Raw genomic sequence first — 26111 nt, forward strand, 5'->3', positions numbered from 1 at the left:
GCATCCGTCTGTCAGCTCGCGGCGAGTGCCGTCTCCACCTGCGAGATGAGCTCCTTCGCGGCATCCGCGGGAGTCGTCTTGTCGAAGGTGACGTCGTCGAGCAGCTTCGTGATGATCGGCCCGAGCTGCGAGGTCGGCAGCGCGATCGGGTTCTGCGGCGTGCCACCGGCCTTCGACAGGCGGTCGATGAAGGCCACCTGCTCCTTCTCGGAGTCGGTCAGATCGGGCGTGATGGCCTCGAGCACGGTCGGGTCGGCGGGGATGCCGAGGGTCAGCTTGTTGAGCGGACCGGCCTGCTCGCTGTTCAGCAGGAAGTCGATCAGCTTCGCAGCCTCCTTCGGGTGCTTCGACTTCGAGTAGACCGCGTACTGCACGGTCGGCTGGATGACGAGACCCACCTTGCCGGCGCTGTCACCGGGGACATTGAGGATCTTCAGCTCCTGACCGGCTGCGCCCGCGTAGATGCTGATGAAGTTCAGCGGCGCGAACGTCATGCCGACCTTGCCCTGACCCATGAGGCTCTGCTCGAGGGAGGCCGACGCGTCCTCGGCCGCCGTCGAGGCATCCGGCGACCCGCCGGAGTCCTGCAGGTCCTTCGAGAACTCGAAGAACTTCTCGGCTGTGGCTTCGCTGACGCCGAACTTGCCGTCCGCGGTGTAGAGGTCCTCGCCGTTCTGGCGGGCGAACGCCATGAGCGACTGGTCGTTCGAGATGGCCGACGAGCCGTACGTGCCCTTGCCGGCCTTGTCGGAGATCTCCTTGGCGATCGAGATGTAGTCGTCCCACGTCCAGGTCGTGTCGTCGGGGATCGCGACGCCCGCCTTCTCGAAGACGGCCGGGTTAACGATGATGCCGCGCGAGCCGACACCCGTCGGCAGGGCGTAGAGGTTGCCGTCGATGATCCCGGCGTCGAGCGAGCCCGCCTGGAACTTCGACTGGTCGATGTCACCCGTGATGTCGGCGATCGCGTTCTTGCTCTTGTACAGCGGCAGCGCGTCGTACGTGATCTGCAGCGCGTCGGGTGCGCCGCCGCCGGCGACCTGGGTCGCGAGCTTGTCGTAGTACCCGTTGTACTCGCTCGGCTCACCCTCGACCTTGATGTTCGGGTTCGCCTTCTCGAACAGCTTGATCTGCTCGGCCTTGATGGCGTTCAGCTCATCGCTGCCCCACCAGGCGAAGCGGAGGGTGATCTGCTCGTCGCCGTTTCCGGCTCCGGATCCACCGCCGCAACCGGTCAGCGTGACGGCCAGCGCCACGCCGGCAGCGGCGAAGGCGAGGAGGCGTCGGTTCTTCATGGGGTTCCTCTCAGACGGTGCGGCGGCGGAGGGCGCGCAGCAGGACAGGGGTGATCCGAGCGGAGCGGAGGATCGATCCACCGGCGGCCGTACGTTCGTGTCGGGTCGGGCCGGAGGTGATCGGGGTCATGCCGCTCCTTCGCGGATCAAACGTTTTCTCAGCTGTGAGAAAACGCTTACTGACGGACGGTAGCGCCGGGGTCGCGATGTTGTCAACGATCGGTGTGTCTCGCTTGGGTCACGCCGTCAGTGTCGCGGCGAAGAATGCGCGTGCCTCGTCCTGCATCGCGGGACTCGAGACGTGACCGTCGTCGAAGAACGTCCCGCGGTAGCCCGGCGTCCCCGCCAGGGCTCGGTCCGCGTCGCGCATCCCCTCGATCGGGAACAGCGGATCCTGCGCCCCGTACTGCACGAGGAGCTCGCGCGGAGACGCGGATGCCGCGATCTCGGGGAGGTCTCCCGCCGCCCGGATGCCGGGGCTGTTCAGCAGCCACGAGTGCGTGTCGATCTCGCGCGGGACGAGCGAGGCGAAGGTCGCCATCATGCACGTCACGACGGTCGCCCGCACCCGGTCGTCGAGGGCGCGCAGCAACACGGCGCGCCCGCCGCCGCCCGACAGCCCGAACGTGCCGAGCCTCTCGGCATCCACCTCGTCGAGACCGGCGAGCACGTCGAGGGCGGCGACGTCCTCGGTCATCACGGCGCCCGCGAGCGACGTGCCGAGCATGCCCGCCGCCTTCGCGAGTGAATCCTCGTGCAACGACGCGACGGCATCGAACCGCTCGGCCTCGGTCGGGGTCACGCCCTCCTCGCGCCAGAGCGCCTCGCGACCTGCGATCAGTCCCGCGAGACGGGGTGTCGGGTGCGAGAGGTCGAACGCCCTGCTGCCCCACGAGAACGTGTCGTGGGCGAGGACGACGAAGCCGTCGCGCGCCAGGTCGTTCGCGGGAGCGAGGCCGCCGTAGACGTTCTCGCGCAGACGGGATGCCGACGGGTGCGGCGCCTGGTCCGTCTCGAGCAGCTGCTCCGCGCCCACCGAACGGACGCCGCCGTGGCAGTGGAGGCCGAGCAGCCCGGGGAGGCCGCGACGATCGTCATCGGGACGCAGCACCCAGGCGCGGGTGCGGGGGCCGTACGGCAGCTGCCAGGAGAGCTCGCGGCCGTGCACGCCGCCTGACCGCCACTCGCGCTCGACGCGGACGTCGCCGGCGACGGCGCGGCGGACGCCGAGGACCGAGGCGAGGATGCGGCGCGTCCCGGATCCGCTCGTCGGCACCGGCCCGCGTTCCAGGAAGGCCGGCCAGTCGGGGTACCCGGCGATCGGGCCGAGGTCCTGCATCTGCTCGTCGACACGGGCGGAATCGGCCATGGCGGCTCCTCGTCTTCGGGGACCGCTTGTGCGCTCCGCTCGATAGTGTATCGTCACAGAAAGCGCTTTCTGAGCGTGTCGTCGGCGGTCGCAGGAGTCCGTCGAAAGTGTCGAGGAGGACCCGGATGAGCGCGATCAGCGAGCTGTCCCAGATACGCCGCCCCCGCGGCAAACGAGGCGCGCGCGAGCGACCCAAGGACACGAAGGCGGCCCTGGTCTTCCTGGCCCCGTGGCTCCTCGGGCTGATCCTCGTCACGGTGCTGCCCATCATGGCGTCGCTGTACCTGTCGTTCACGAAGTACGACCTGTTCAACGCCCCCGAGTGGATCGGGTTCGACAACTACGTGCGCATGTCGCAGGATCCCCGACTCGGGGCATCCCTCGGTGTGACCTTCGTCTACGTGCTCGTCGGCGTCCCGCTCGCCATGGCCGCTGCCCTCGGCGTCGCCCTGCTGCTCGACAAGGGACTGCGCGGACTGGCGTTCTACCGGTCGATGTTCTACCTGCCGTCGCTGCTCGGCTCCTCGGTCGCCGTCGCGATCCTGTGGAAGCAGATCTTCGGCGTCGACGGCATCGTGAACCAGTTCCTCGCCGTCTTCGGCATCGAGGGCCCGGGCTGGATCTCGAACCCCGACACCGCGCTGTCGACCATCATCCTGCTGAGCGTATGGGGCTTCGGCGCCCCGATGGTCATCTTCCTCGCGGGCCTCCGGCAGATCCCGGTCATGTACTACGAGGCCGCATCCGTCGACGGGGCCGGACCCGCGCGCCAGTTCTTCTCGATCACGCTGCCGCTGCTGAGCCCGATCGTCTTCTTCAACCTCGTGCTGTCGATGATCGGCGCGTTCCAGGCCTTCACGCAGGCCTTCATCATCTCGGGTGGATCCGGCGGACCGTCGGACTCGACCCTCTTCTACACGCTGTACCTCTACCAGAAGGGGTTCACGGCGTTCGACATGGGCTACGCCTCGGCCATGGCCTGGCTGCTGGTCGCCATCATCGCGGGCTTCACTGCCGTGAACTTCGCTCTCTCCAAGCTGTGGGTGTTCTATGACGACTGAACTGATCACGACCCGCGACCGTCGCTTCGCCCAGGAGCGTCAGCGCATCCGACGGCGGCAGAGCGCGGGTCTCGGCGGACGCTCGAAGGTGAGCGTCGTCGCCCGTCACGTCTTCCTCATCGCGACGTCCGCGCTGATGCTCTATCCGCTCCTGTGGATGGTCGTCAGCTCGCTGCGACCCAACGACGAGATCTTCCGCCTGCCGGGCCTCTGGCCGCTGTCGTTCGAGGTGTCGAACTACACCGAGGGCTGGAACGCCCTCTCGCCCTCGTTCGGCACGTACCTGTGGAACTCGATCGTCGTGGTCGCCGGCTCCATCGTCGGCAACCTGATCTCGTGCTCCATGGCGGCGTACGCGTTCGCCCGTCTGAACTTCCACTTCAAGCGCACGATGTTCGCGATCATGCTCGTGACGATCATGCTCCCCGTGCACATCGTGATCGTGCCGCAGTACATCATGTTCAGCCAGCTCGGCATGGTGAACACGTTCTGGCCGCTCATCCTGCCGAAGGCGCTCGCGACCGACGCGTTCTTCATCTTCCTGATGGTGCAGTTCATCCGCGGCATCCCTCGCGACCTCGACGAGGCCGCCCGGATCGACGGCGCCGGACATGCGCGCATCTTCCTGCAGATCCTGCTGCCGATGATGACCCCGGCCCTCGCGACGACGGCGATCTTCACCTTCGTCTGGGTGTGGAACGACTTCTTCGGCGCCCTCATCTATCTGAACAACCCCGACCTGTTCACCGTGCCTCTGGCGCTCCGCCAGTTCATGTCGGCCCAGGGGGCGTCGAACTTCGGCGGCATGTTCGCGATGTCGGTCGTCTCGCTCGTCCCGGTGTTCCTGGCGTTCCTGTTCGGTCAGCGCTTCCTCATCCGAGGCATCGCCACCACCGGCATCAAGTAAGCCCGAACGCGAAGGCGGCGACCCCTGGAGGTCGCCGCCTTCGTCGTGCGTGGGGGAGCGTCAGCCGAGGCGGAGGGCGGCGACGACCTCGGCATCCGACAGGCGACCGTCGGCGACGAGCAGGCGGTACGAGCGGGTGACGGGGATGCCGGGGGCCAGCTCCACGGCACGGTCCCAGGCGAGGGCGGCGCCTATGCCCGGGTAGCCCGCGACCCGGACGAACCAGGGGTCGGCCGCCGAGTCCTCGTCGAGTGGCGTCATCGCGACGGTCGCCGTGCCGGTGGGGAACTCCGCTGACCACGCGAGCCAGGGGGCGACGGTGCCGTGCACCGCATCCTCGCCCCGCGCCGAGGCGGTCCGCACGTCGACGTCGGTCGCCGCGGGCAGCCGCCACGCGAGTCCGCCGTAGCCGCCGCCGACTCGGCCGTTGCTGCCCGGGCCGCCGAGGTGCAGCGTGCCGGCGCGCGTGGCGAGCGAGAATGTCAGATCGATGGTGGCCGCGCCGGGCCAGGCCTCGGCGACCGTCATCCGACGCTGCTCGGTGAGCATCTGCGCGCCATCGCGGCCGATCCACGCGAACTCGGCTTCGAGGGCGGATGCCGCCCCCTCGACGCGCGTCGCGACGATGCGTCCGTGGTCGTCGCGCCAGACGTAGTCGCGTCCGGGGGTGTAGGTGCGGCCGCCCCAGAAGTTGACTCCCGAGACGTCCTGCAGCGTGACGCTGATGCCGAGGTGCCAGTCGTGGTCGGCGGGGTGCGTGTCTGACACGACGACGCCGCCCGGCGTGCTCACCGGATGGAGGTAGGGACGCGGGCTCGACGATCGGGTCACATCGGCGCCGTCGACGAGGACGGCGATCGGATGCTGCGGCTCGCCCGGTGCGGCGAGGTCGGCCAGGACGGCGGCCTCGGTCTTCGCGGCCCACGGCAGGTGCAGCTCCGCGAAGGTCGCCTCGGCGTCGACCGCGCGCTCCACGGCGTCCTGCACGCCCGTGATGACGACGCGCGGCGAGCGGCCCTCCTCGTTCCACGTCACGAACGCGGCGTCGATCGCGACCGGCTCGGTGTCGGCGACGGCATCCATCACACGGACGAAGGCTCCCGTCTCGTGCAGCGGAGCGAGCATCGGCGTGCCGTGGTCGCGGTGGTCGAGCAGGTTCTCGACCAGGTCGACGCGGCCGAACTCGACGCGACGGCCGTCGGTCTCGACGACGTCCTCCGTGTAGAAGAAGGTGGCCGATCCGCGCGTGCCGCGGATGAGGACGTACGGGTCCTCGTCCTGCACGGCGCAGAGGGTCAGCGCGGAGGTGACGCGGATGCCGCGCCCGGTCGACAGGCGGATGACGCTGGTGTCGTCCCCCTCGATGGCGTTGGCGCGGTAGAGGTCGGCGGTGATCTGCGTCACGTCCGTGGCGGCAGTCGACTGGGCGACGGCGAGGGCGGTCGCGGTCGCGTGGGCGAGCGGGTTCGCGACGACGCCGTCGAGGACGGGGAACCCGTCGAGCACACGGTGCCCGGCCCAGCGGCTGCGCGACCAGTACGCCCGGTCGCGGCACCACAGGCCGACGGCGCCGATCGCCTGGATAGGTCCGAGCCCGAACTCGTCGGCGATGAGGGCGGGGATGGCGAGCGATCCGAGGCTCTGGAACCCTACCTGGACGCGCGCGCCCGAGGCCGCGGCGGCATCCGCCAGCACGGTGAAGTCGGCGGACGACAGCACGGGCGGCTTCTCGAGGTAGAGGTCGATGCCGCGCGAGACGACGAGGCCGGCGAGGGCGGCGTGGGTGTGCAGCGGCGTCGCGACGATGACGACGTGGATGTCGTCGACGGCGTCGAGCGCATCGGCGAGTGAGGCGAACGCCTGCGTGCCCGCCGGCAGGTTCTCGGGCGGCACGGGGGTGGGATCGGCGACGGCCACGAGCTCCACGCGATCGCCGAGGCGGCGCAGGTTCTCGAGGTGGACGGTTCCGAAGCCCTGGGCTCCGGCGAGGACGATGCGGGTTCGTCGGGGGACGGTCACGGGGACTCCTTCGTCGGCTCCTTCGAGTATGCCAGCAAGCGCTTTCCCCATGCGGCATCCTCTTGTCGTCATCCGCTGATCAGGCGCCCCAGCACGATGCCGAGAAGTCCCGCCGCGACGGCGGCCACCAGCATCCCGACGGCGTTCACCGATGCCAGAGCGTACCGACGCTGCTGCACGAGCCGGACCGTCTCGAAGCTCGCGGTGCTGAACGTCGTGAACCCGCCGCACAGGCCCGTGCCGATCACGAGTCGCCACGCGTCTTCGAGGCTGCCGCCGAGGGCGAGCTGCGTGACGAACCCCAGGACGAACGAGCCCGACACGTTGATGAGGAGCGTGCCGAGCGGGAACGCGCCCCGCACGCGGGCTTTGATGGCACCGTCGACGATGAGGCGGAGCGCCGCACCCACGCCCCCCGCGAGCGAGAGCGCCACGAAGAGAAGGGGCGTCATCGGGCGGCCTGCTTCCGGTGGCGTGCGGCAGCGAGGGCGATGCCCGCCACCGTCGTCAGTGCCCCGACCGCGACGGTGGCGAGCGCGTATCCGATGCCGGCCGCGGCGTGGCCGTCCGTCAACAGCAGCCCGGTGTCGACGGCGAGGGCGCTGTACGTCGTGAAGCCGCCCGCGAAGCCGGTGCCGAGCAGCAACCGCAACGACCGGCGCCGGCCGACGTCGGGTCCTCGGCGGGAGAGGCCCTCGAGCAGCGCACCGAGGAAGAGGGCTCCGACGATGTTGATGGCGAAGATCGCGACCGGGATGCCGCCCACCGCCGGGATCGCGAGCGAGAGCGCTTCGCGGGCCGCCGTTCCCGCCGTCCCGCCGGCGAGCACGAGCAGGATCGATCGCCCCGCGAGATGCACGGGGCGTTGCTCGTGCTCGGGTGCTGGCGTGGTCATCGGGTCCCGGTGTCGAGGGAAGGCGGGCGGTTCCACGATAGACCCGCGGGTTCCGGCGCCAGGGCTGGGCTTGCGGGGACCCGACGTGTCGCGGATGCCGGGGCTCGGCGGCATCCCGCGTCCCCGGAACGCGGGTGGGCTGGTCGCGGGGGCTTCCGGCCCGGCATCGGTCGCGCCTACGATGGGACCATGACGCGGAAAACGCTTTCCCATCTGGAAGGTCTCATCGACGGCGACCGCCCCGCGCGGTCGGTGCTGCGTCTGCTCGCCCGGCGGCCGGGACGGATGACCGTCGCCGTCCTCGCGTTCGCGGCGAAGGAGATCCCGCTCTGGTTCCTGCCGGTCGTCACGGCCGCGGTCATCGACGTCGTCGCCGGCCGCGGCGACGTGTCGCAGGTCATGTGGTGGTTCGTGCTGGCCGCCGTCCTCCTGCTGCAGAACTACCCGAACCACATCCTCTACACGCGCAGCTTCATGACGGTCGTCCGCGACACCGGCGCTGACCTGCGCAACGCCCTCGCCGAGCGGCTGCAGAGCCTGTCGATCGGCTACCACACGCGCATCAGCTCGTCGATCGTGCAGACCAAGGTCGTCCGCGACGTCGAGAACGTCGAGCTGATGCTGCAGCAGGTCACGCACCCGCTCCTGTCCGCGACGATGGTCATGATCGGCGCCATCACGATGACCGCGATCGCCGTCCCCGCGTTCCTGCCGGTCTACGCGCTCGCCGTCCCGATCGCGATCGGCATCCGCTACGGCATGCGGCGACGTTCGCACGATCGCAACGCGCACTTCCGCCGCGAGGTCGAGACGCTCTCGGCCCGCGTCGGCGAGATGGCGTCCCTCATCCCCGTCACCCGGGCGCACGGCCTCGAGCAGACCGCTGTGACCCGGGTCGCGACCGGGGCCGACGGCGTCCGACGCGCCGGGCTGCACCTCGACATGCTCAACGGTCACGTCGCGTCCGTGTCGTGGGTCGCGATGCAGCTGCTCGGGGTGGGATGCCTCGTCCTCGCCGCGACCTTCTCGCTCACCGGCATCCTGCCCATCACCCCCGGTGAGGTGGTGCTGCTGTCGACGTACTTCACGCTGCTCACGCAAGGGTTGACGCAGCTGCTCATGCTCATCCCGGTCGGAGCGCGCGGACTCGAGTCGGTGCGCTCCATCGCCGAGGTGCTGCAGGACCCCGACCTCGAGCAGAACGCCGGCAAGCGCACCGTCGACGCCGTCACGGGCGACCTGACCCTCCACCGCGCGTCGCACCGGTACGCCGGCGCCGCCGAGGATGCGCTGCATGCCATCGACCTGCACGTCCCCGCCGGCGCGACCGTCGCCTTCGTCGGGTCGTCGGGGTCGGGCAAGTCCACGATGCTCAACCTCATCCTCGGGTTCCTCCGCCCGACGGGAGGGCGCATCCTCCTCGATGGCGACGACATGCAGGACCTCGACCTGCGCACCGTCCGCCGATTCGTGTCGGTCGTTCCGCAGGAGTCCGTCCTCTTCGAGGGGACCATCCGCGAGAACATCGCCTACGGTCTCGGCGACGTCGACGACGCCCGCATCGAGCGGGCCCTCCGCGACGCGAACGCGTGGGGGTTCGTGCAGGACCAACCGCAGGGGTGGGACACCGTCGTCGGCGAACGCGGCGCGCGCCTGTCGGGCGGCCAGCGGCAACGGCTCGCGATCGCCCGCGCCCTCATCCGCGATCCGAGGATCCTCCTGCTGGATGAGGCGACCAGCGCCCTCGACCCCGAGTCCGAGGAGCTCGTGAAAGATGCCCTCGGTCGCCTCATGACGGGGCGCACGACCCTCGTCGTCGCGCACCGGCTCTCGACCGTCCGGCAAGCCGACGTCATCGTCGTCCTCGAGCGCGGCGAGATCGTCGAGCGCGGCTCGCACGACGAACTGCTCGAGCGCGGCGGCCGCTACGCGCAACTCCATCTCGCGCAGGCGGGTCTCGCATGATCGAGGTCTACCGCGATCCCGTCTACGACGGCGCGACCGATCCGCTCGTCGTGATCGTCGGCCCCGGCGACTGGTGGATGTACTACACGCAGCGCCGCGCGACCCACCCCGACCCCGGTCCGGGCGTCGCCTGGGTGCACGGGAGCCGCATCGGCGTCGCCCGCTCGACCGACGGCATCCGCTGGTCATACGCGGGGACGCTCGAGCCGACCGCCGACGGGCTGAAGTTGGATGCCGCCGGCCCGCCCGCGCGCACGGATCGCACCCACTGGGCGCCCGAGGTCGTGTTCGACGGGCAGATCTGGCGGATGTACCTGACCGAGATCGACGGGGTCCCCGACCGCTGGCCGGGGTACGCGCGTCAGATCGTGGAGTACCGGTCGGCGGATCTGTCCGAGTGGCATCGGATCGGCGCGCTCACTCTCGACAGCGACCGCGTGATCGACGCGGGTGTCGCTCGCACCCCCGACGGGCGCTGGCGCCTCTGGTACAAAGACGAGGCCGCCGAGTCGGTCACCAAGGTGGCTGTCTCGGACGACCTGACCACCTGGGAATCCGAGGGCACCGCGATCGGCGGACGGCCTCACGAGGGCCCGACGGTGTTCGAGCTCGGCGGCTTCTGGTGGATGATCGTCGACGAGTGGCGCGGGATGGGCGTGTACCGCTCGGACGATGCGATCTCGTGGCGGCGGCAGGGTGGAGCGGATGCCGTCATCCTCGGCGCCGGCACGGTGCCGAGCCCGGGGTTCGGCCATCACGGGGCGCCCGTGCGCGACGGGGAGCGCGTCTGGTTCTACTTCTTCACGCACCCGGGCGCGCCCGATGAACCCGATGAGCGACGCTGCGCCGTGCTCCGCGCCCGCCTCGAGGTGCGCGGCGACGAGCTCGTCGTGGTGCGCTGACTCGCGGCCTGGCCGGTCCGCTCGAGGTGCGAGTATGGGCCATAGGGTGGGTTGGGACCGGTCACAGGTGGCGTCGTAAAAACGTTTCAATCTTCTTGAAAAACGTTTCAATTGGCGCTACTCTCGGGGCAAGCGCTTTCCTGTGGGCATCGATCCACGGCACCGAAGGAAGTCGCAATCACGGACCATGACGTCCACCAGCACTCGCAACACGGACGTTCGAGAGAGGACAAAGATGTTCAGCAAACGCGTACTCGCCGCCGTCGCACTCGCGACGGGGTCAGTCATCGCCCTTGCCGGCTGCGCCGGCTCGCCGGAGCCCGCCGGCACCTACGACCCCGATGAGAAGGTCTCGCTCGACCTCGCGTTCTGGGGCAACGACGTGCGAGCCGATCTCTACAACAAGGCGATCGACGCGTTCAACGAGAAGTACCCGAATATCAAGGTGAGCACGAGCTTCCTCGCGTTCCCTGAGTTCTGGGAGAAGCGGCAGACCGAGGCGGCGGGCAAGAACCTCCCCGACGTCATGCAGTTCGACTACTCGTACCTGCGGCAGTACTCCGAGAACGGTCTCCTTCTCGACCTCGACCCGTACCTCGGTGGCATCATCGAGACCGACCCGCTCCCGCAGAACATCCTCGACATCGGCGTCGTAAACGACACCACCTACGGCATCGCCACCTCGACGAACGCCTGGGGTCTGTTCACCAACCCGGTCCTGCTCGAGAAGGCCGGTGTCGACGAGTTCCCCGGCGGCTCCTGGGACGACTACACCGCTTGGATGAAGGACATCACCGACGCCAGCGGCGGTGAGTACTGGGGCGGCAGCGATTACACCGGCCGCATTCAGAACTTCGAACTCCAGTTGCGCGCGGAGGGCGGCAACCTCTTCACCGAGGACGGCAAGCCCGGTTTCGACGAGGCGCGCCTGAAGGCGTTCTGGGAGGAGGGCCAGTCGATCCGTGACGGCATCGGGGCGCCGCAGCAGACCGTCGAAGAGGCTCTGCCGCTCGGTCCGTTCGACACGGCCATCACCGCCAGCGAACTCACCTGGGACAACTTCGGCGCCGGCTACCTCGGCAACCTCGGCGAGAGCTACACCGAGCTCGGCCTCGTCGCCCCGCCGGTGACCGAGCAAGGCGCCAAGGACCTCTACCTGAAGCCCTCCATGCTGCACTCGATCGCAGCGAACACCGACCACCCCGAGGCTGCGGCGACGCTCGTGAACTTCCTCGTCAACTCGCCCGAGTCGGGTGAGATCTTCGGCACCAACCGCGGTCTGCCCGCGTCGGAGACCGCTCTGGCCGCCGCCGACCTCGACCCGCTGAGCCAACAGGTCAAGGCGTACGAGGAGTCCATCGCCGACCGTCTCGGCGACGCACCTCCCGTTCCGATCGTCGGCTATGGCACCCTCGAGGAGAAGTTCCGTCAGCTCGGCGTCGAACTGAACTTCGGGACCATGACCGTGGACGAGGCCGTCTCGCAGTTCTTCACCGAGATGGACGTCGCCCTCAACTCGTGACCGATCGCGGGGTCCGGATGCCGCGGCATCCGGACCCCGCACCGTCCCCCCGACATCAGGAGCCACCCGTGAGCACCACCGCGACGAGAGTCATCGTCACCGGCGAGAAGCGGCGTCGCGCACTCGCGAACAAACGCCGGCCCGAGAACCTCAGCCGTCCCACCCAGCGCTCGCGCGCCCGCAAGGAGACGCTCGCCGGCTACGGATTCCTCATCCCATGGCTGGTCGGCTTCTTCGGGCTGACGATCATCCCGATGGGGTACTCGCTGTACCTGTCGTTCACGCGGTACAACATCTTCACGCCGCCCCGCTGGATCGGGTTCGACAACTACGTCCGCCTGTTCACGAACGACCCGCAGTTCATCCAGTCGGCGCAGATCACTCTCGTCTACGTGTTCGTCGGGACGCCGATCACCCTGATCGCCGCCCTCCTCGTCGCGATGCTGCTCAACTACCGCGACAAGGGCGCCGGCTTCTTCCGCTCCGCGTTCTACGCCCCGTCGCTCATCGGCGGCTCGGTGTCGGTCGCGATCGTCTGGCGCGCGATGTTCGGCTCGGAGGGTCCCGTCGACTCGTCCCTGTCGGCCATCGGCATCGACCTCGGTGGCTGGATCGGAAACCCGAGCCTCGTCCTGCCCGCCATGATCATCCTGTCGATCTGGCAGTTCGGCGCGACGATGGTCATCTTCCTCGCGGGGCTCAAGCAGGTGCCGAAGGAGCTCTATGAAGCGGCCGAGATGGACGGCGCCGGGCCCTGGTACCGCTTCCGGGCGGTGACCCTTCCGATGCTCTCGCCGGTCATCTTCTTCAACCTGCTGCTGGGTCTCATCGGTGCGTTCCAGGTGTTCGCCTCGGCGTACATCATCTCGAACGGCTCGGGCGGCCCCGCCGGCATGACGAACTTCATCACGATCTACCTCTACAAGCGAGGCTTCAGCGACGGCCAGATGGGCTACGCCGCTGCGATCGCCTGGGTCCTGCTGGTGGTCGTCGCGATCATCGCCTTCATCCTCTTCCGCACCCAGCGCTCCTGGGTGCACTACGCCGGAGACAACCGATGAGCACATCCAACGTCGCCACGACCTCGGGCGCGGCATCCACCCCGGTCTTCGCCGCGCAGCAGACGATCGCCGCTCCGCCGCGGCGTCGCCGCGTGAAGCGCAAGACCTGGCAGACGGTCATCTGGCTGGTCGTCCTGATCGCGCTGACCGCCCTCGTCCTGTACCCGCTCGTGTGGCTGGGCATCTCGACGCTGAAGCCGAACTCCGAATTCGGTCAGAACCCCGGACTCATTCCGCAGCAGCCGACCTTCGACAACTATCTGAAGGTCTTCGACGGCATCGCCGGCGTCCCGCTGTGGCAGTTCTTCGGCAACTCGCTCATCCTCGCGGTCCTGGCCGTCGTCGGCACCGTGTTCTCGAGCGCGCTGGCCGCCTACGCGTTCGCCCGCATCCAGTTCAAGGGACTCGGCATCCTGTTCGCCGCAATGATCGGCACGCTGCTGCTGCCGTTCCACGTCGTGATCATCCCGCAGTACATCCTGTTCAACAATCTGGGTCTGGTCGACACGTTCTGGCCGCTCGTGCTGCCGAAGTTCCTCGCGACGGAGGCGTTCTTCGTCTTCCTCCTCGTGCAGTTCATGCGTCAGATGCCGCGCGACATGGATGAGGCGGCTCGCATCGACGGCGCCGGACACGTCCGGATCTTCTGGGCGATCATCCTTCCGCTCGTGAAGCCGGCGCTGATCACGTGCGCGATCTTCGCCTTCATCTGGTCGTGGAACGACTTCCTCGGGCCCCTGCTGTACCTGACGAGCCCGGAGAACTACCCTCTCCCGATCGCGCTGCGCCTCTACAACGACCAGTCGTCGACGAGCGACTTCGGCGCGACGGTCACGGCCTCGTTCCTCGCCCTCGTGCCCGTGCTGCTGTTCTTCCTCGTGTTCCAGCGCTTCCTCGTCGACGGCGTCGCGACGCAGGGCCTCAAGGGCTGACGATGGCCGCGACGCGAACGGATCGGCGGGCGGTGCGTGCCGCGGTGCGCGCCGACCGTTCCGGCAGCGGTCCGGTCCTCGAGGAGCGGGCTCCGTCCCGGTTCCCCGGCGCCGCCGCGAAGTTCGCGCTCTTCGGGGAGGTCCTCCTCGTGGGTCTGCTCGTCGTGCTCGTCGGCGTGCTGGTCGTGACCCTGCCGATCGCGCTGGCGGCCGGCATCCGTCACCTGGCCCGCTATATCGCGGCGGAGGACTCGCGGCTCGGTCTGTTCTGGCGCGACGTCCGTGCCGGGATCGCCGGCGGCAGCGTCGTCGGGCTCATCGCCGCGGTGATCGCCGTCGTGCTGGCCGTCGACATCGACCTCGCACGGTCGGGGTTCCTGCCCGGTGGCGGCGTCATCGAAGCCGTCGGATGGACGGGCCTCGCCGTCCTCACCGTCGGGCTGCTGATCGCAGCCGGCGCGTGGGATCCGCGGACCGGCTGGCGAGCGGCCGTCCGCAGCGTTCCGGCGACCGTCCGCAGCGACCTGCGCGGGCTCGCGTTCTATGTCGCGGCGGTCGCGCTCGTCGTCGTCCTGACGTGGATGCTGCCGCCCCTCCTGCCCGCTGCGCTCGGCTGCGCGGTGCTCGCCGTCGTGGCGGTCCCCGAGCGCCGACGCTGAGTCAGCGCACGCGACGGACGGTGAACGTCGCCCGCCCGGGTGTCGTCCCGGTCGCGTAGAGCCGCGGACCACCCAGGGCGTCGGTGCCGCCCAGGTAGTCGTAGTCCTCACCGGGAAGGTACGCGGCCGGTGCGGACGAGCCCGTCCCGGGGCCGATCTCGAGGATGTCGTCGCCGACGGCGTACCGCGCGGTCCCGTCGGCGAGCACGGCTGTGCCGTCGGCCCGCACGTCGACCCCCTCGAACGCGCCGCCCGAGCGCAAGGCGAACTCGAGGCTCCACGCACAGATCGGACCCTCGGTCTCGATCGTCAGCTGAACGCCGTCCTCGACGGGCACGACGTCGATGCGGGTACGGAGCGGGACCTCGTCGCGCGGTCGCTCGTCGAACGACATCGCAGCCGAGAAGCGACCCTCGTCGACGACGCGGTAGTCGCCGCCCGGGCGGCGGAGCGTGGTGTCCAGCGGCCCGAAGTACGCGGGGGAGAGCCGCTCCTCGAGCACGATGCGGTCGTCCTCGGCGGTCATCTCATCGGCGCGGAACGGGCCGAGACCGAAGAAATGCCGCGAGAGCCGCACCGAGTCGAGAACTGAGTCGCCGGCGAACAGGCGCAGGAACGTCGGGTTGCTCGCGAGGCCCGAGCGGATGCGGCGGGCGACGGTGTAGTCCGACCCGCCGAAGACGACCAGGGAACGGTCGGGCGTGCGGTCGACGACGAGCCCCGAGACCGGCCACACGATGCGCGCCCGGTCGGCCGGCGCCGTGCCCGCGGGCAGCGGCTCGCGCAGCGCCGGGTGCAGGATCATGTCGGCGAGGGCCGTCTGCGGATCGATGACGGGTGCGGATGCCGCGACCCGCGCCGCCCACGCGAAGTCACCCCGCCCCGTCTCGAGGGCGAGGCGGCGGTAGTGCAGGGCGAACGGCGCGAGGGGGAACCGGGTCTCGCGCTGGTCCTGCCTGCGGGAGTGCACGGTCTCGACGGAGCCGTCGGGGTGGATGAGTCCCAGGGTCGCCTCGAGGTTCCGTGCCACGACGTCGTGGAGCTCGGGCAGGCCGAGGACGTCGCCGATGACCAGGAGGGAGGGGTTCGAGACGTAGACCGCGTAGTTCGCGCTGCGCTCGGAGTACAGGCCGTCGGCGTCGATGTCGATGCCCTCGGCGAGCCATTCGCGCGCCCGCGCCTCGAGCCGCGGGTCGGGGCGGTGCCGGTGCAGGCGGACGAGCGCCGCGCTCAGCTCCCAGCGATGGTTCGGCGTGTGCACGCCACCCGCGAGCAGCGCCGGGGCGGCGCGATCGGCGATGCCTCCCAGCACCTCGGCGACCCGGTCGAGCCGGGCGTCGCCCGAGCGGCGCGCGAGCTCGAGGATGTCGCCGACGTCGTTGATCGTGAATCCGGTGTCGGGCGGCGACTCGACGTTGTCGCCGCCGAGGAAGAGCCCCGTCGGCGACTGCAGGTCGTGCAGGATCCCCGCGTACGTCTCGGCGAGGGCGACCGCCGCCGGGTCGCCGGCGAATGCGGACCCCGGCTCGAGGAAGACCGCGACCAGCAGCTTCGCGCGTCTCATCGACTCGCGGTGCGGTCCGAGCGGGGCGAGCGACACGTCGGTCGACGCCAGCAGGAGCGCGGTGGCCTCGGCATCCGCCGCGGCGATCACGTCGGCGACGAAGGTGTCGGTATCGGTGTCGATCATCATGACTGCTCCGGTTCGTGCAGCGCGATGCGCAGGGTGACGACCTCGAACGCGCGCAGGTCGAGCGCGACGGTGCGGTCGTCGGTCCGCCGCGCGGCGTCGGCGCGGCCGCGGCCGACGGTCTCGACGAGGTCGCAGACCTCGAGTGACGAGCTGGGGACATCGAGGTGCAGCGTGCCGCCGGTGCGGGCGCCGCGCTGCTCGAAGGCGCGGACGATGAGGTCGCCGCTGCCGTCCGCCGCGAGCTTGACCGCCGAGACGACGATGCCGTCGGTCGAGCTCGTCACGAGCGGTGCGACCGGCGCTGCGCCCGTGACCTCGCGCAGCGGCGAACCGACGATCGCACCCCAGCGGGCGGCATCCGTCGTCGTCTCGGCCGGCGCGAAGAGCGACGTGAACTCGTGCACGCCCTGGTCCGCGTCGGGGTCGGGGAACGTCGGCGCGCGCAGCAGCGACTGCCGCACGGTCGTGACCGTCCCGTCCTCGTCGCTCGTGCGCGTCGCATCGTGGCCGTACATGCCGTCGTTGACGATCGCCGCACCGGTGCCCGGCTCGCCGACGTGCACCCACCTGTGCGCGCAGACCTCGTAGCGGGCGGCATCCCACGACGTGTTCGTGTGCAGCGGGCGACGCACGTGACCGAACTGCGTCTCGTAGGCCGCGTCCTGCGCGTGCACCGCGACGGGGAAGGCGAGCTTGAGCAGACGGTGCCGCTCGTGCCAGTCGACGCGGGTGCGGATGCGGACGCCGCCGCCGTCGGGGTGGATGTCGATCCATTGCTCGGCGGTGCCGTTCGGCAGCGGGTGCACGACGTGCACGACGCCGTCGACCAGTTCGGCCGTGCCGCCGTCGACGTCGGTCGTGGCGAGGCGGTACGAGGCGTCGAGCTCCCATGCGTCCCACTTCGACGGTGCATCGACGTGCAGCTGCAGCAGTCCGCCGCGGTGACCGGCGGGGATGAGGTCACGCCCGGTGGCGAGCTCGACCACGCTCCGGAGGGTGCCGTCGGGTCCGACGCGCACGTCGATCTGGTCGGAGCGCAGGCGGAATCCGCCGTCGACGTTCTCGGCCGTGACCGGCACCGGCGCCGGCGCGGCTCCCGCGCCGCCCGCGGCGATCGCGGCGACGGGTGCCGTGCCCGGGTTGAGCGCCAGGGGCTGCGAACCCTCGCCGACGAGGGCGGCGACGGCATCCGCGATGATCCGCTCGAGCCGGTCGGTCGTCTCGGCGTGCGAGCGCTCCGCCTCGCGGTGCACCCACGCGATCGCGCTGCCGGGGAGGATGTCGTGGAACTGCAGCAGCAGCACCTCGCGCCAGAGCTCGTCGAGCTCGGCCGCCGGATAGGGGATGCCGCGGCGTACCGTGGCCGCGGCGCTCCAGTGCTCCGCCTCGACGAGCAGGGCCTCGTTGCGACGGTTGCCGCGCTTGGTGCGCATCTGCGACGTGAAGATCCCGCGGTGGAACTGCAGGTACATCTCGCCGGACCAGACGGGCGGGTCGGTGGGTTCGGCGGCCGCCTCGAGGAAGAACTCTCGCGGCGTGCCGAAGGCGATCGTGGGGGAGCCCTCGAGGTCGGCCTGCAGGCGGGCGTCGGCCATCATCTCGCGCGTCGGTCCGCCGCCGCCGTCGCCGAAGCCGAACGGCATGAGCGAGCGGGTGCTGGCGGCGTGGTCGGCGAAGTTGCGGACGCTGCGGGCGAGCTCGGTCGGCCGCATGTCGCCGCTGTAGGTGTTGTTCGGCGGGAAGTGCGTGAAGATCCGCGACCCGTCGAGTCCCTCCCAGACGAAGGAGTGGTGCGGCATCGTGTCGACGTCGTTCCAGCACATCTTCTGCGTGAAGAACCACTCCAGTCCCGCGCCGCGCAGCAGCTGGGGGAGTCCGGCGGGGAACCCGAACGAGTCGGGCAGCCACCCGACGTCGCTGCGCGCTCCGAAGTGCTCCTCGAAGAAGCGCGTGCCCGCCAGTAGCTGGCGGGCCAGCGATTCGCCCGAGGGCATGTTGACGTCGGATTCGACCCACATGTTGCCGACGGGGAGGAAACGTCCCTCGGCGACGCGTTCCTTGATCCGCGCGAAGAGCTCGGGATCGCTGCGGCGCACCCACTCGAAGTGCTGCGCCGACGAGCTGACGAAGACGGCATCGGGATCGGCGTCCATGAGATCGAGCACGTTCGCGTACGTGCGCGTGACCTTCCGCACCGTCTCGCGGCTCGGCCACAGCCACGCAGAGTCGATGTGGGCGTGCCCCGTCGCGGTGATGCGGTGAGCGGATGCCGCGGCCGGTGCCGCGAGGAGGGGAGCGAGGATGCCGCTGGCCGCCGCCGCGCCCTCGGCGGGCGCGTCGGGGTCGATCACGTACAGCGCGCGCTCGAGCCCGTCGAGGATGCGCGCGCGACGCGGGTCGGAGTCGACCAGCTCGCGGGCGAGGCCGACGAGCACGATGATCTCGCGGCGGAGGCGCTCGACAGTCTCGTCGACGAGGCGCAGCTCCATCCGTCCGAGCCGGTAGAGGGGTTCGGCGCCGGCCGTGGCCGGGTCGCCGAGCGGAGTGGGCGAGAAGGCGAGGGGGCTCTTGAAATCGTCGCCCCCCGACAGGTCGGGATTCGCGGCGGCCTCGACCGTGAACGACACGCGCTCACCGGGGCGGTTCGACACGGGGACGTGATGGTTCCGCGGTTCGAGGCCCTTCACCACGACGCCCTCCAGCGTCCGCACGAGTCCCTCGCACTGGAAGCCGGGTTTGGCCTGCGAGAAGCCGAGGTCGAGCGACAACTCGATGCGGCCGTCGCGCTCGGCCCAAGACCGCGGCACCTCGCCCTCGACGGTGAACCACGTCGTGCCCCAGGCGCGGCCCCAGCGGTGACCGCCCTCGACGGGGGCGAACGCGGCATCCTGCCGCATCCGCTCCACCGACACCGGTTCGCCCGGCAGGTCGCCCTTGTCGGGGACCTGCCAGGCGGACACGTGGAGCGGAGCTCGGTCGGCGACGACGGCCCGGTCGAGGTACTCCCCGACGAAGCGGTCGACGCGTTCCAGGACGAGGTGGTCCCGTGAATGCATCAGTCCTTGAGTCCTGCGTTGATGTTCGACGAGGTCACGTACTTCTGGAACACGAGGTACAGCGCGACCAGTGGGATCATCGACAGCACGGATGCCGCCAGCAGGATCGTCCACTCGATGTTCTCGGCGCCGACCAGGGCCCGCAGCGCGATCTGCAGGGTGAACTGCTCGGGGTCGCCGAGGATGATGAGCGGGAAGATGTAGTCGTTCCAGCGCCACTGGAAGGACATGATCGCCAGCGTCAGCGCGATGGGCCGGGCCAGCGGCAGCATGATCCGGAAGAAGATGCCGTACTCGCTCGCACCGTCGATGCGGGCCGCCTGCATGAGCTCATCCGGGATCGTGATGAAGAACTGGCGGAACATGAAGACGCCGGTCGGGGTGACGATCGAGGGGATGATCACACCGGCGAGCTGGTTGTAGAGCCCGAGGTCGCGGATGACGACGAACATGGGGTTGAGGATGACCTCGCCCGGCAGCATCGTCATCGAGAGGATGAAGAGCCCCAGGACGCTCAGCCACGGGTTCTTGTACTTCGCGAGCGCATAGCCCGTCGTCGCGCAGAGGAAGACCGTCAGGACGGTCGACACCGTCGCCACGATCGCCGTGTTCAGGAAGTAACGGGCGAAGTCGATGCGCTCGAGCGCCGCCTCGTAGCCGCCGAGCGTCCACTCCTTGGGGAAGAACGACAGCGGGTAGCTGAACAGCTCGCTGCCCGGCTTGAACGACGAGAGCAGGAACCACGCGAGCGGGAACAGCATGAGCAGCGCCAGGACCCACAGCATGGTGGTCGGCACGACGGCGCGGCGACGGAGGTTCTTCGACCGGCGGCGACGCTCGAAGCTCTCGCGCTTCTTCTCGTCGGGGACGGTGATGGCGTAGGTGGTCACCATGAGTTGTTGCTCCTCCGGCTGATGCGCAGCTGGATGATCGCGATGACCATGAGGATCACCAGGAGGACCATCGACGCCGCGCTGGCGTAGCCGATCTCGGACTGCTTGAAGCCGGTCTCGTAGATGTACTGGACGATCAGTCGGTTCTGCGTTCCGGGACCGCCGCCGTTGAGCGACTGGACCAGTGCGAACTCCTTCATGTGCCCGAGCGTGGACAGCAGGATCACCAGGACGGACGTCGGGGCGATGGAGGGCAGCGTGATGCTGCGGAAGCGCTGCCAGCCGTTGGCGCCGTCGAGCTCGGCCGCCTCGTAGTACGACTTCGGGACGTTGTTGAGGGCGGCGACGAACAGCAGCATGTTGAAGGCCGCACCGGCCCACGAGGATGCCAGGATCACGACGAGCAGCGAGAGGTCCGCGTTCGAGGACCACGGCACACGCTCGCCGCCCAGCATGCTGATCACGAAATTGACGAAGCCGAAGCTCTCGCCGAACATCCAGCGCCAGATGACACCGGTCACGATCGGCGAGACGAGCCACGGGAGGAAGAAGATGATGCGCGCAGCGGTCTTGCCGCGGGCGTGCGCGGCGTTGATCGCGACGGCCATGCCGAGCGAGAGCGCGTAGCTGAGGGGCACCGAGAGTAGTGCGAAGACGAACGTGCGGCCGAGGGCCGAGTAGAAGCTCGGGTCGCTGAGGAGCTTGCTGTAGTTGTCGAGTCCGACGAACTCGGCGTCGCCCCAGCCGCGGAAGTCCGTCAGCGAGTACGACAGTCCGAGGACGCCCGGCCACAGGAAGAACAGGGCGAACAGGGCGGCCGTGACGACGGTGAACAGGAACGGCGCCATCCGGTACCGGCCAAAGGTGCGCTTGCGGCGGGGGGAGGGCGCGCCGGGCGCCCCCGCCGTGGGGGCGGAGGCGTCCGGCGTGATGGTTGCAGTCATGCGTGTGCGGTTCCCTGCGGGTTACTTCATCTGTTCGGTGGAGACCGTGTCGATGTTCTTCACGGTCTGCTCGAGCGACTGCTCGCCGTTGAGGTACTTGATCGTCTCGTCCTTCAGCGGCTCGCTGTCGATGGCGAGGCCGGTGTAGCTGTTCTTCAGGCCGTCGACGGTCTGGCGCGCAGCGATCTCGGGGGACTCGGCGATCTCGCCGTTGTAGAGGTCGAACGCGTACGCGTCGTCCTTGTAGGTGATGTCGACGCCGTCGATCGCGGGCAGGCAGCCCGAGATCTCGCAGTACTCCTTGTAGTTCTCCGGCTGGTACATCCACTTCACGAAGTCGAGGGTCTCCTTCTCGACGCCCGTGCCGTCGTAGGCGACGATCCAGGAAGCGGCACCGTAGTTGGTGGAGCGGACCGGCTGCTGCGGCAGCGGCACCGAGACCCAGTCGAAGTCCTTGATGTTGGCCTGGAAGTCGGCGATCTGCCAGACGCCCGACATGTAGCCGGCCACGCGGCCGCTCTTGAAGGTCGCGCTGGGGTCGTCACCGGCGGCCCACACGGCCTTCGGCATGAACCCGTCGTCGTTCAGCTTCTTGAAGTACTCGAGCGCCTTCTCGCCCTCGGCGTCGAGCGCCCAGGTGCCGTCGGACTGCTCGGTGACACCCTGGCTGCCGAACTCGAACATGAAGGCGCGGAGGCGGTGGGCGGAGCTGTCCATGACGGCGCCGAACTCGGCATCCGTCTTGTCGACGACCTCGGTGGCCTTCTGGACGTACTCGTCCCAGGTCCACTTCTGGTCGAGCGAGGTCGGGTACTCGACGCCCGCTTCGTCCCAGAGCGTCTTGTTGAGGAACATGCCGACACCGGTCAGGGTCGTCGGAAGGGCCTTCACTTTGCCGTCCTCGGGGTCCTCGACGCGAAGAGCCGGGAGCACCTTGGCGTCCTTGGCGATGTCGGTGAGGTCGAGCATGCGGTCGGTCCACGCCGGGTCGGCGTCGGGCGCTGCCGCGAGGGCGGGGAGGTCGTTGGCCTGCGAGGCGGTGCGGAGGCGGGTGCGGAGGTCGTCGCTCGGAACCTCGACGACCTTGACCTTGACGCCGGTCTCCTTCTCGTACTTCTTGGCGAGCGTGGCGTAGCCGCCACCCTGGGCGGCGTCACCGGACTGGACGAACTCGAGGGTGACGTCGTCGCTCCCGCCGCCCCCCGAAGACGAGCAGCCGGCGAGCACGAGGGCGCCCACAGCCGCGGCGATGATGGTGGCGGATCGGATGGTGCGGGAACTCTTCACTGCTTCTCCTTCGCGTGCGCTCTTCGGTGAGCGCGAGGTGAGTCATGAGCGGGTATGTCGGCATTTGTCGGCATGTCATGACAAGGGGTGCTCATAAGGTAACCGGGGACGCTCGGGACGGCAAGCGCTTACCTGTGTCGGATATGTAACGTCTTTGCGACAAGCGCCACTTCCATGATCACCCGGGCTTCGACGTTCGCGCGACCGACGCGGCTGTTGCGCAATCGGATCGCCGATGTCACACTGAGTGGAAAGCGCTTACCCATTCGCCTCCGCGGCGTTCAGGGCAGCCCCGACGCCGCACGCAGAGAAGCAGACAAGGACCTCACCGTGTCAGAGACGACCATCACCGCACCCGCCCCGGCGGCTGCTCCCGCCGCCCCCGCCGTCCGCGAGATCGGCATCATCATGAACGGCGTCTCGGGCCGTATGGGCTACCGCCAGCACCTCGTGCGCTCCATCCTCGCGATCCGCGAGCAGGGCGGCATCGAGCTGCCCGACGGGTCGAAGGTCACCGTCAAGCCGCTCCTCGTCGGCCGCAGCGAGGCGAAGCTCGCCGAGCTCGCCGCGAAGCACGGCATCGAGGACTACACGACCGATCTGGATGCCGCTCTGGCAGACCCGCGCTGGGAGATCTACGCGGACTTCCTCGTCACGAAGGCGCGTGCGACCGCCCTTCGCAAGGCCATCGCCGCCGGCAAGACGATCTACACCGAGAAGCCGACCGCCGAGTCGCTCGAAGAGGCGCTCGAGCTCGCGAAGCTCGCGGCCGAGGCCGGCGTCAAGACCGGTGTCGTCCACGACAAGCTGTACCTCCCCGGCCTCCAGAAGCTCAAGCGCCTCATCGACTCGGGCTTCTTCGGCCGCATCCTGTCGGTGCGCGGAGAGTTCGGCTACTGGGTCTTCGAAGGCGACTGGCAGCCCGCGCAGCGCCCCTCCTGGAACTACCGCGCCGAAGACGGCGGCGGCATCATCGTCGACATGTTCCCGCACTGGAACTACGTGCTCGAGAACCTCTTCGGCGGCGTCAACACGGTCTACGCGCAGGCGGCCGTCCACATCGCCGACCGCTGGGACGAGAAGGGCGAGCACTACACCGCGACCGCCGAGGACGCCGCCTACGGCGTGTTCGAGCTCGAGGGCGGCGTCGTCGCCCAGATCAACTCTTCCTGGACGGTCCGCGTGAATCGCGACGAGCTCGTCGAGTTCCACGTCGACGGGACGCACGGCTCGGCCGTCGTCGGCCTGTTCGGCGCGAAGATCCAGCCGCGCAACGCCACGCCCAAGCCGGTGTGGAACCCCGACCTCGAAGACACCCACGACTACGACGCCGACTGGCAGAACATCCCCGTCAACGACGTCTTCATGAACGGCTTCCGTCAGCAATGGGAGGAGTTCCTCGTCTCGTACGTCGAGGGAACCGACTACGAGTTCGACCTCCTCGCCGGTGCGCGCGGCGTGCAGCTCGCCGAGGCCGGGATCCGCTCCAGCCGCGAGGGTCGCAAGATCGAGCTCGACGCGCTGTCGCTGGACTGATCCATGACCGACCTCACCCTGCTCTCGGGGGACGGCGCACTCCGGCGCGTCCCCCTCGTCGACACCTCCGGCTACACCCGCCCCGACGGACCGCTCCGCAGCCGGGTCGCGTACGCGGCGGCGCACGTCGTGCCGAAGACGCACGCCGACAACACCCCGGGTCAGCCGGCCGACATCGACTGGGACGCGACCCTCGACTTCCGTCGCAACGTGTACTCGTGGGGCCTCGGCGTCGCCGACGCCATGGACACCGCGCAGCGGAACATGGGACTGGATGCCGCGGCCACCCGCGAGCTGATCTCGCGCTCCGCCGAGGTCGCCCGTGAAGAGGGCGGTTCCGTCGCCGTCGGCGTGAACACCGATCACATCGATGAGGAGCGGATCACGCTCGACGAGGTCGTGTCGGCCTACCTCGAGCAGCTCCACTTCACCGAAGAGCAGGGTGCGGGTCCGGTCCTCATGGCCTCTCGTCACCTGGCACGGGTCGCCGAGAGCGCGGCGGACTACCGCCGCGTCTACGACGCCGTGCTGTCGCGGGCGACGGCACCGGTCGTGCTGCACTGGCTCGGCACCGCCTTCGACCCGCAGCTCGCGGGGTACTTCGGGGCGACCGACTGGCAGACGGCATCCGCTGTGCTGCTCGAGGTCATCGAGGCGAACGTCGACAAGGTGGCGGGCGTCAAGATGAGCCTGCTCGACGCGGCCTCCGAGGTCTCGGTGCGCGAGCGCCTGCCCGAGTCGGTGCGCATGTTCACGGGCGACGACTTCAACTACGTCGGCCTCATCGGCGGTGCGGACGTGCCCGACGCCCCGCAGCCGACGCGGGACCCGGCATCCGCTCGTCAGCACTCCGACGCGCTGCTCGGTGCCTTCGCCGCCCTGACGCCGGTCGCCTCCGCGGCGATCCAGGCGCTCGATGCGGGCGACCCGGCGCGCTACCTCGAGGTGCTCGCCCCGACCGAAGCGCTGTCGCGTCAGGTGTTCGCCGCGCCCACGTTCTATTACAAGACGGGCGTCGCCTTCCTCGCCTGGCTCAACGGACACCAGCCCGCGTTCCAGATGGTCGGCGGTCTGCACTCCGCGCGCAGCCTTCCGCACCTGTCGCGGATCGTCGAGCTCGCGAACGACGCGAAGGCGTTCGAACGTCCCGAGCGCGCCGCGGAGCGGTGGAACGGGATGCTGCGACTGAACGGCCTCGACGCGTGAGCGCCGTCGACCCGCGCCTGTCGATCAACCAGGGCACCATCAAGTACGCCGACCTCGCCGCCGCGCTCCGCGTGACCGTCGAGGCCGGTGTGCAGTCCATCGGGCTCTGGCGCGAACCGGTGCAGGAGGTCGGTCTCGCGACGGCCGCGTCGATGCTGACCGACTCGGGCCTCCGGTTCTCGACGCACTGCCGGTCGGGCTTCTTCACGATGCCCGAAGGCCCCGCGCGACGCGCGTCGATCGACGACAACCTCGTCGCCATCGACGAGGCGGCGACGCTCGCCGCCGCCGGCGCGCCGGGGTCGACCGCCGTGCTCGTGCTGGTCGCCGGCGGGCTGCCCGAAGGGTCCCGCGATCTGATCGGCGCCCGCGAGCGGGTGCGCGATGCGATCGGCGAGCTCGCTCCGCACGCGAAGGCGGCGGGAGTGACGCTGGCCATCGAGCCGCTGCATCCGATGTACGCGACCGACCGCTGCGTCGTCTCGACCCTCGGTCAGGCGCTCGACATCGCGGCGGACTTCGATGCGGATGTCGTCGGTGCGGCCGTCGACACCTTCCACATCTTCTGGGACCCCGCGGTGCTCGACTCGATCGCGCGCGCCGGCCGGGAGGGTCGCATCGCGACGTACCAGGTGTGCGATTGGAAGACCCCGCTCCCCGCCGACGTCCTCCTCGGTCGTCACTACCCGGGCGACGGCGTCATCGACCTGGCCGGACTGACGAGCGCGGTCGAGGCGACGGGGTACGACCGCGACATCGAGGTCGAGATCTTCAACGCCGACATCTGGGCGACCGACCCTCTCGAGGTGGTGCGCCGGACCGCGGCGGGGTTCGCGGCATCCGTCTCGCCTTCTCTCGCCGGTCGATGACGCGCGTCCCGTGCTGCCTGAACCGCCGCCCGTAGACTGC

General features: G+C 69.4%; 21 protein-coding genes. 11 read left to right on the forward strand and 10 right to left on the reverse strand.

Annotated elements, in window-relative coordinates:
- Nucleotides 1-11: 11 nt before the first annotated feature.
- Together BLR68_RS07140 and BLR68_RS07145 are read right to left on the reverse strand one after the other, a co-directional pair.
- Nucleotides 12-1295, reverse strand: coding sequence for an ABC transporter substrate-binding protein (locus BLR68_RS07140; protein WP_018187519.1), 1284 nt, complete (start codon nucleotides 1293-1295; stop codon nucleotides 12-14).
- 238 nt (nucleotides 1296-1533) lie between these two features.
- Nucleotides 1534-2664, reverse strand: coding sequence for an acetylxylan esterase (locus tag BLR68_RS07145; RefSeq protein WP_018187517.1), 1131 nt, complete (start codon nucleotides 2662-2664; stop codon nucleotides 1534-1536).
- Nucleotides 2665-2789: 125 nt separating this feature from the next.
- Here BLR68_RS07145 and BLR68_RS07150 point away from each other — a divergent pair, with 125 nt between their 5' ends.
- Entirely contained in the window at nucleotides 2790-3725 is a 936-nt protein-coding gene (locus BLR68_RS07150; protein WP_018187516.1) for a carbohydrate ABC transporter permease, read from the forward strand.
- Nucleotides 3715-4632: a carbohydrate ABC transporter permease gene (locus tag BLR68_RS07155; protein WP_018187515.1), complete on the forward strand. Its 918-nt coding sequence runs from the start codon at nucleotides 3715-3717 to the stop codon at nucleotides 4630-4632. Before BLR68_RS07150 ends, BLR68_RS07155 begins: the two co-directional genes overlap by 11 nt.
- Before the next feature lie 60 nt (nucleotides 4633-4692).
- Here the strand turns inward: BLR68_RS07155 and BLR68_RS07160 are convergent, their stop codons facing one another.
- From BLR68_RS07160 to BLR68_RS07170, 3 genes are all read right to left on the reverse strand, one after another.
- Nucleotides 4693-6651 (reverse strand): DUF6807 family protein, encoded by a 1959-nt coding sequence (locus tag BLR68_RS07160; protein ID WP_018187514.1) that lies wholly within the window; start codon nucleotides 6649-6651, stop codon nucleotides 4693-4695.
- Between the two features lie 68 nt (nucleotides 6652-6719).
- The gene (crcB, locus tag BLR68_RS07165; protein ID WP_018187513.1) at nucleotides 6720-7103 is read right to left on the reverse strand and encodes a fluoride efflux transporter CrcB; all 384 of its coding nucleotides are present in this window, start codon (nucleotides 7101-7103) and stop codon (nucleotides 6720-6722) included.
- Entirely contained in the window at nucleotides 7100-7546 is a 447-nt protein-coding gene (locus tag BLR68_RS07170; protein ID WP_051082818.1) for a fluoride efflux transporter FluC, read from the reverse strand. The genes crcB and BLR68_RS07170 overlap by 4 nt, the downstream gene beginning before the upstream one ends.
- 189 nt (nucleotides 7547-7735) lie before the next feature.
- Here BLR68_RS07170 and BLR68_RS07175 point away from each other — a divergent pair, with 189 nt between their 5' ends.
- From BLR68_RS07175 to BLR68_RS07200, 6 genes are all read left to right on the forward strand, one after another.
- Nucleotides 7736-9511 (forward strand): ABC transporter ATP-binding protein, encoded by a 1776-nt coding sequence (locus BLR68_RS07175; RefSeq protein WP_018187511.1) that lies wholly within the window; start codon nucleotides 7736-7738, stop codon nucleotides 9509-9511.
- The gene (locus BLR68_RS07180; RefSeq protein WP_018187510.1) at nucleotides 9508-10413 is read left to right on the forward strand and encodes a glycoside hydrolase family protein; all 906 of its coding nucleotides are present in this window, start codon (nucleotides 9508-9510) and stop codon (nucleotides 10411-10413) included. The genes BLR68_RS07175 and BLR68_RS07180 overlap by 4 nt, the downstream gene beginning before the upstream one ends.
- Nucleotides 10414-10648: 235 nt before the next feature.
- Nucleotides 10649-11935: an ABC transporter substrate-binding protein gene (locus tag BLR68_RS07185; RefSeq protein ID WP_018187509.1), complete on the forward strand. Its 1287-nt coding sequence runs from the start codon at nucleotides 10649-10651 to the stop codon at nucleotides 11933-11935.
- Between the two features lie 68 nt (nucleotides 11936-12003).
- Complete coding sequence (locus BLR68_RS07190) at nucleotides 12004-12996, forward strand: carbohydrate ABC transporter permease (protein ID WP_018187508.1); 993 nt, start codon at nucleotides 12004-12006, stop codon at nucleotides 12994-12996.
- On the forward strand, nucleotides 12993-13928 hold the full coding sequence (locus BLR68_RS07195; RefSeq protein WP_018187507.1) for a carbohydrate ABC transporter permease: 936 nt from the start codon (nucleotides 12993-12995) through the stop codon (nucleotides 13926-13928). The genes BLR68_RS07190 and BLR68_RS07195 overlap by 4 nt, the downstream gene beginning before the upstream one ends.
- Nucleotides 13929-13930: 2 nt before the next feature.
- Entirely contained in the window at nucleotides 13931-14587 is a 657-nt protein-coding gene (locus BLR68_RS07200) for a hypothetical protein (protein ID WP_018187506.1), read from the forward strand.
- A 1-nt stretch (nucleotide 14588) separates the two neighbouring features.
- Here the strand turns inward: BLR68_RS07200 and BLR68_RS07205 are convergent, their stop codons facing one another.
- The 5 genes from BLR68_RS07205 to BLR68_RS07225 are packed head-to-tail and all read right to left on the reverse strand — an operon-like array spanning nucleotide 14589 to nucleotide 22460.
- Nucleotides 14589-16277, reverse strand: a complete 1689-nt coding sequence (locus BLR68_RS07205) for a hypothetical protein (protein ID WP_256335340.1) — start codon at nucleotides 16275-16277, stop codon at nucleotides 14589-14591.
- Nucleotides 16277-19336: an alpha-mannosidase gene (locus BLR68_RS07210; protein WP_018187504.1), complete on the reverse strand. Its 3060-nt coding sequence runs from the start codon at nucleotides 19334-19336 to the stop codon at nucleotides 16277-16279. Before BLR68_RS07210 ends, BLR68_RS07205 begins: the two co-directional genes overlap by 1 nt.
- Complete coding sequence (locus BLR68_RS07215; protein WP_018187503.1) at nucleotides 19336-20229, reverse strand: carbohydrate ABC transporter permease; 894 nt, start codon at nucleotides 20227-20229, stop codon at nucleotides 19336-19338. Before BLR68_RS07215 ends, BLR68_RS07210 begins: the two co-directional genes overlap by 1 nt.
- The gene (locus BLR68_RS07220; protein WP_026302921.1) at nucleotides 20223-21173 is read right to left on the reverse strand and encodes a carbohydrate ABC transporter permease; all 951 of its coding nucleotides are present in this window, start codon (nucleotides 21171-21173) and stop codon (nucleotides 20223-20225) included. Before BLR68_RS07220 ends, BLR68_RS07215 begins: the two co-directional genes overlap by 7 nt.
- Before the next feature lie 21 nt (nucleotides 21174-21194).
- On the reverse strand, nucleotides 21195-22460 hold the full coding sequence (locus BLR68_RS07225) for an ABC transporter substrate-binding protein (RefSeq protein WP_018187501.1): 1266 nt from the start codon (nucleotides 22458-22460) through the stop codon (nucleotides 21195-21197).
- A 408-nt stretch (nucleotides 22461-22868) separates the two neighbouring features.
- Here BLR68_RS07225 and BLR68_RS07230 point away from each other — a divergent pair, with 408 nt between their 5' ends.
- Genes BLR68_RS07230 through BLR68_RS07240 form a run of 3 tightly spaced genes read left to right on the forward strand, consistent with a single transcriptional unit; the run spans nucleotide 22869 to nucleotide 26071 of the window.
- On the forward strand, nucleotides 22869-23996 hold the full coding sequence (locus BLR68_RS07230) for a Gfo/Idh/MocA family protein (protein ID WP_040570594.1): 1128 nt from the start codon (nucleotides 22869-22871) through the stop codon (nucleotides 23994-23996).
- 3 nt (nucleotides 23997-23999) lie between these two features.
- Nucleotides 24000-25202: a dihydrodipicolinate synthase family protein gene (locus BLR68_RS07235; protein WP_018187499.1), complete on the forward strand. Its 1203-nt coding sequence runs from the start codon at nucleotides 24000-24002 to the stop codon at nucleotides 25200-25202.
- Nucleotides 25199-26071: a sugar phosphate isomerase/epimerase family protein gene (locus BLR68_RS07240; RefSeq protein ID WP_018187498.1), complete on the forward strand. Its 873-nt coding sequence runs from the start codon at nucleotides 25199-25201 to the stop codon at nucleotides 26069-26071. Before BLR68_RS07235 ends, BLR68_RS07240 begins: the two co-directional genes overlap by 4 nt.
- The last annotated feature ends 40 nt before the right edge of the window (nucleotides 26072-26111 follow it).

The sequence above is a fragment of the Microbacterium sp. 77mftsu3.1 genome (genome assembly GCF_900100525.1).
GTDB lineage: Bacteria > Actinomycetota > Actinomycetes > Actinomycetales > Microbacteriaceae > Microbacterium > Microbacterium aquilitoris.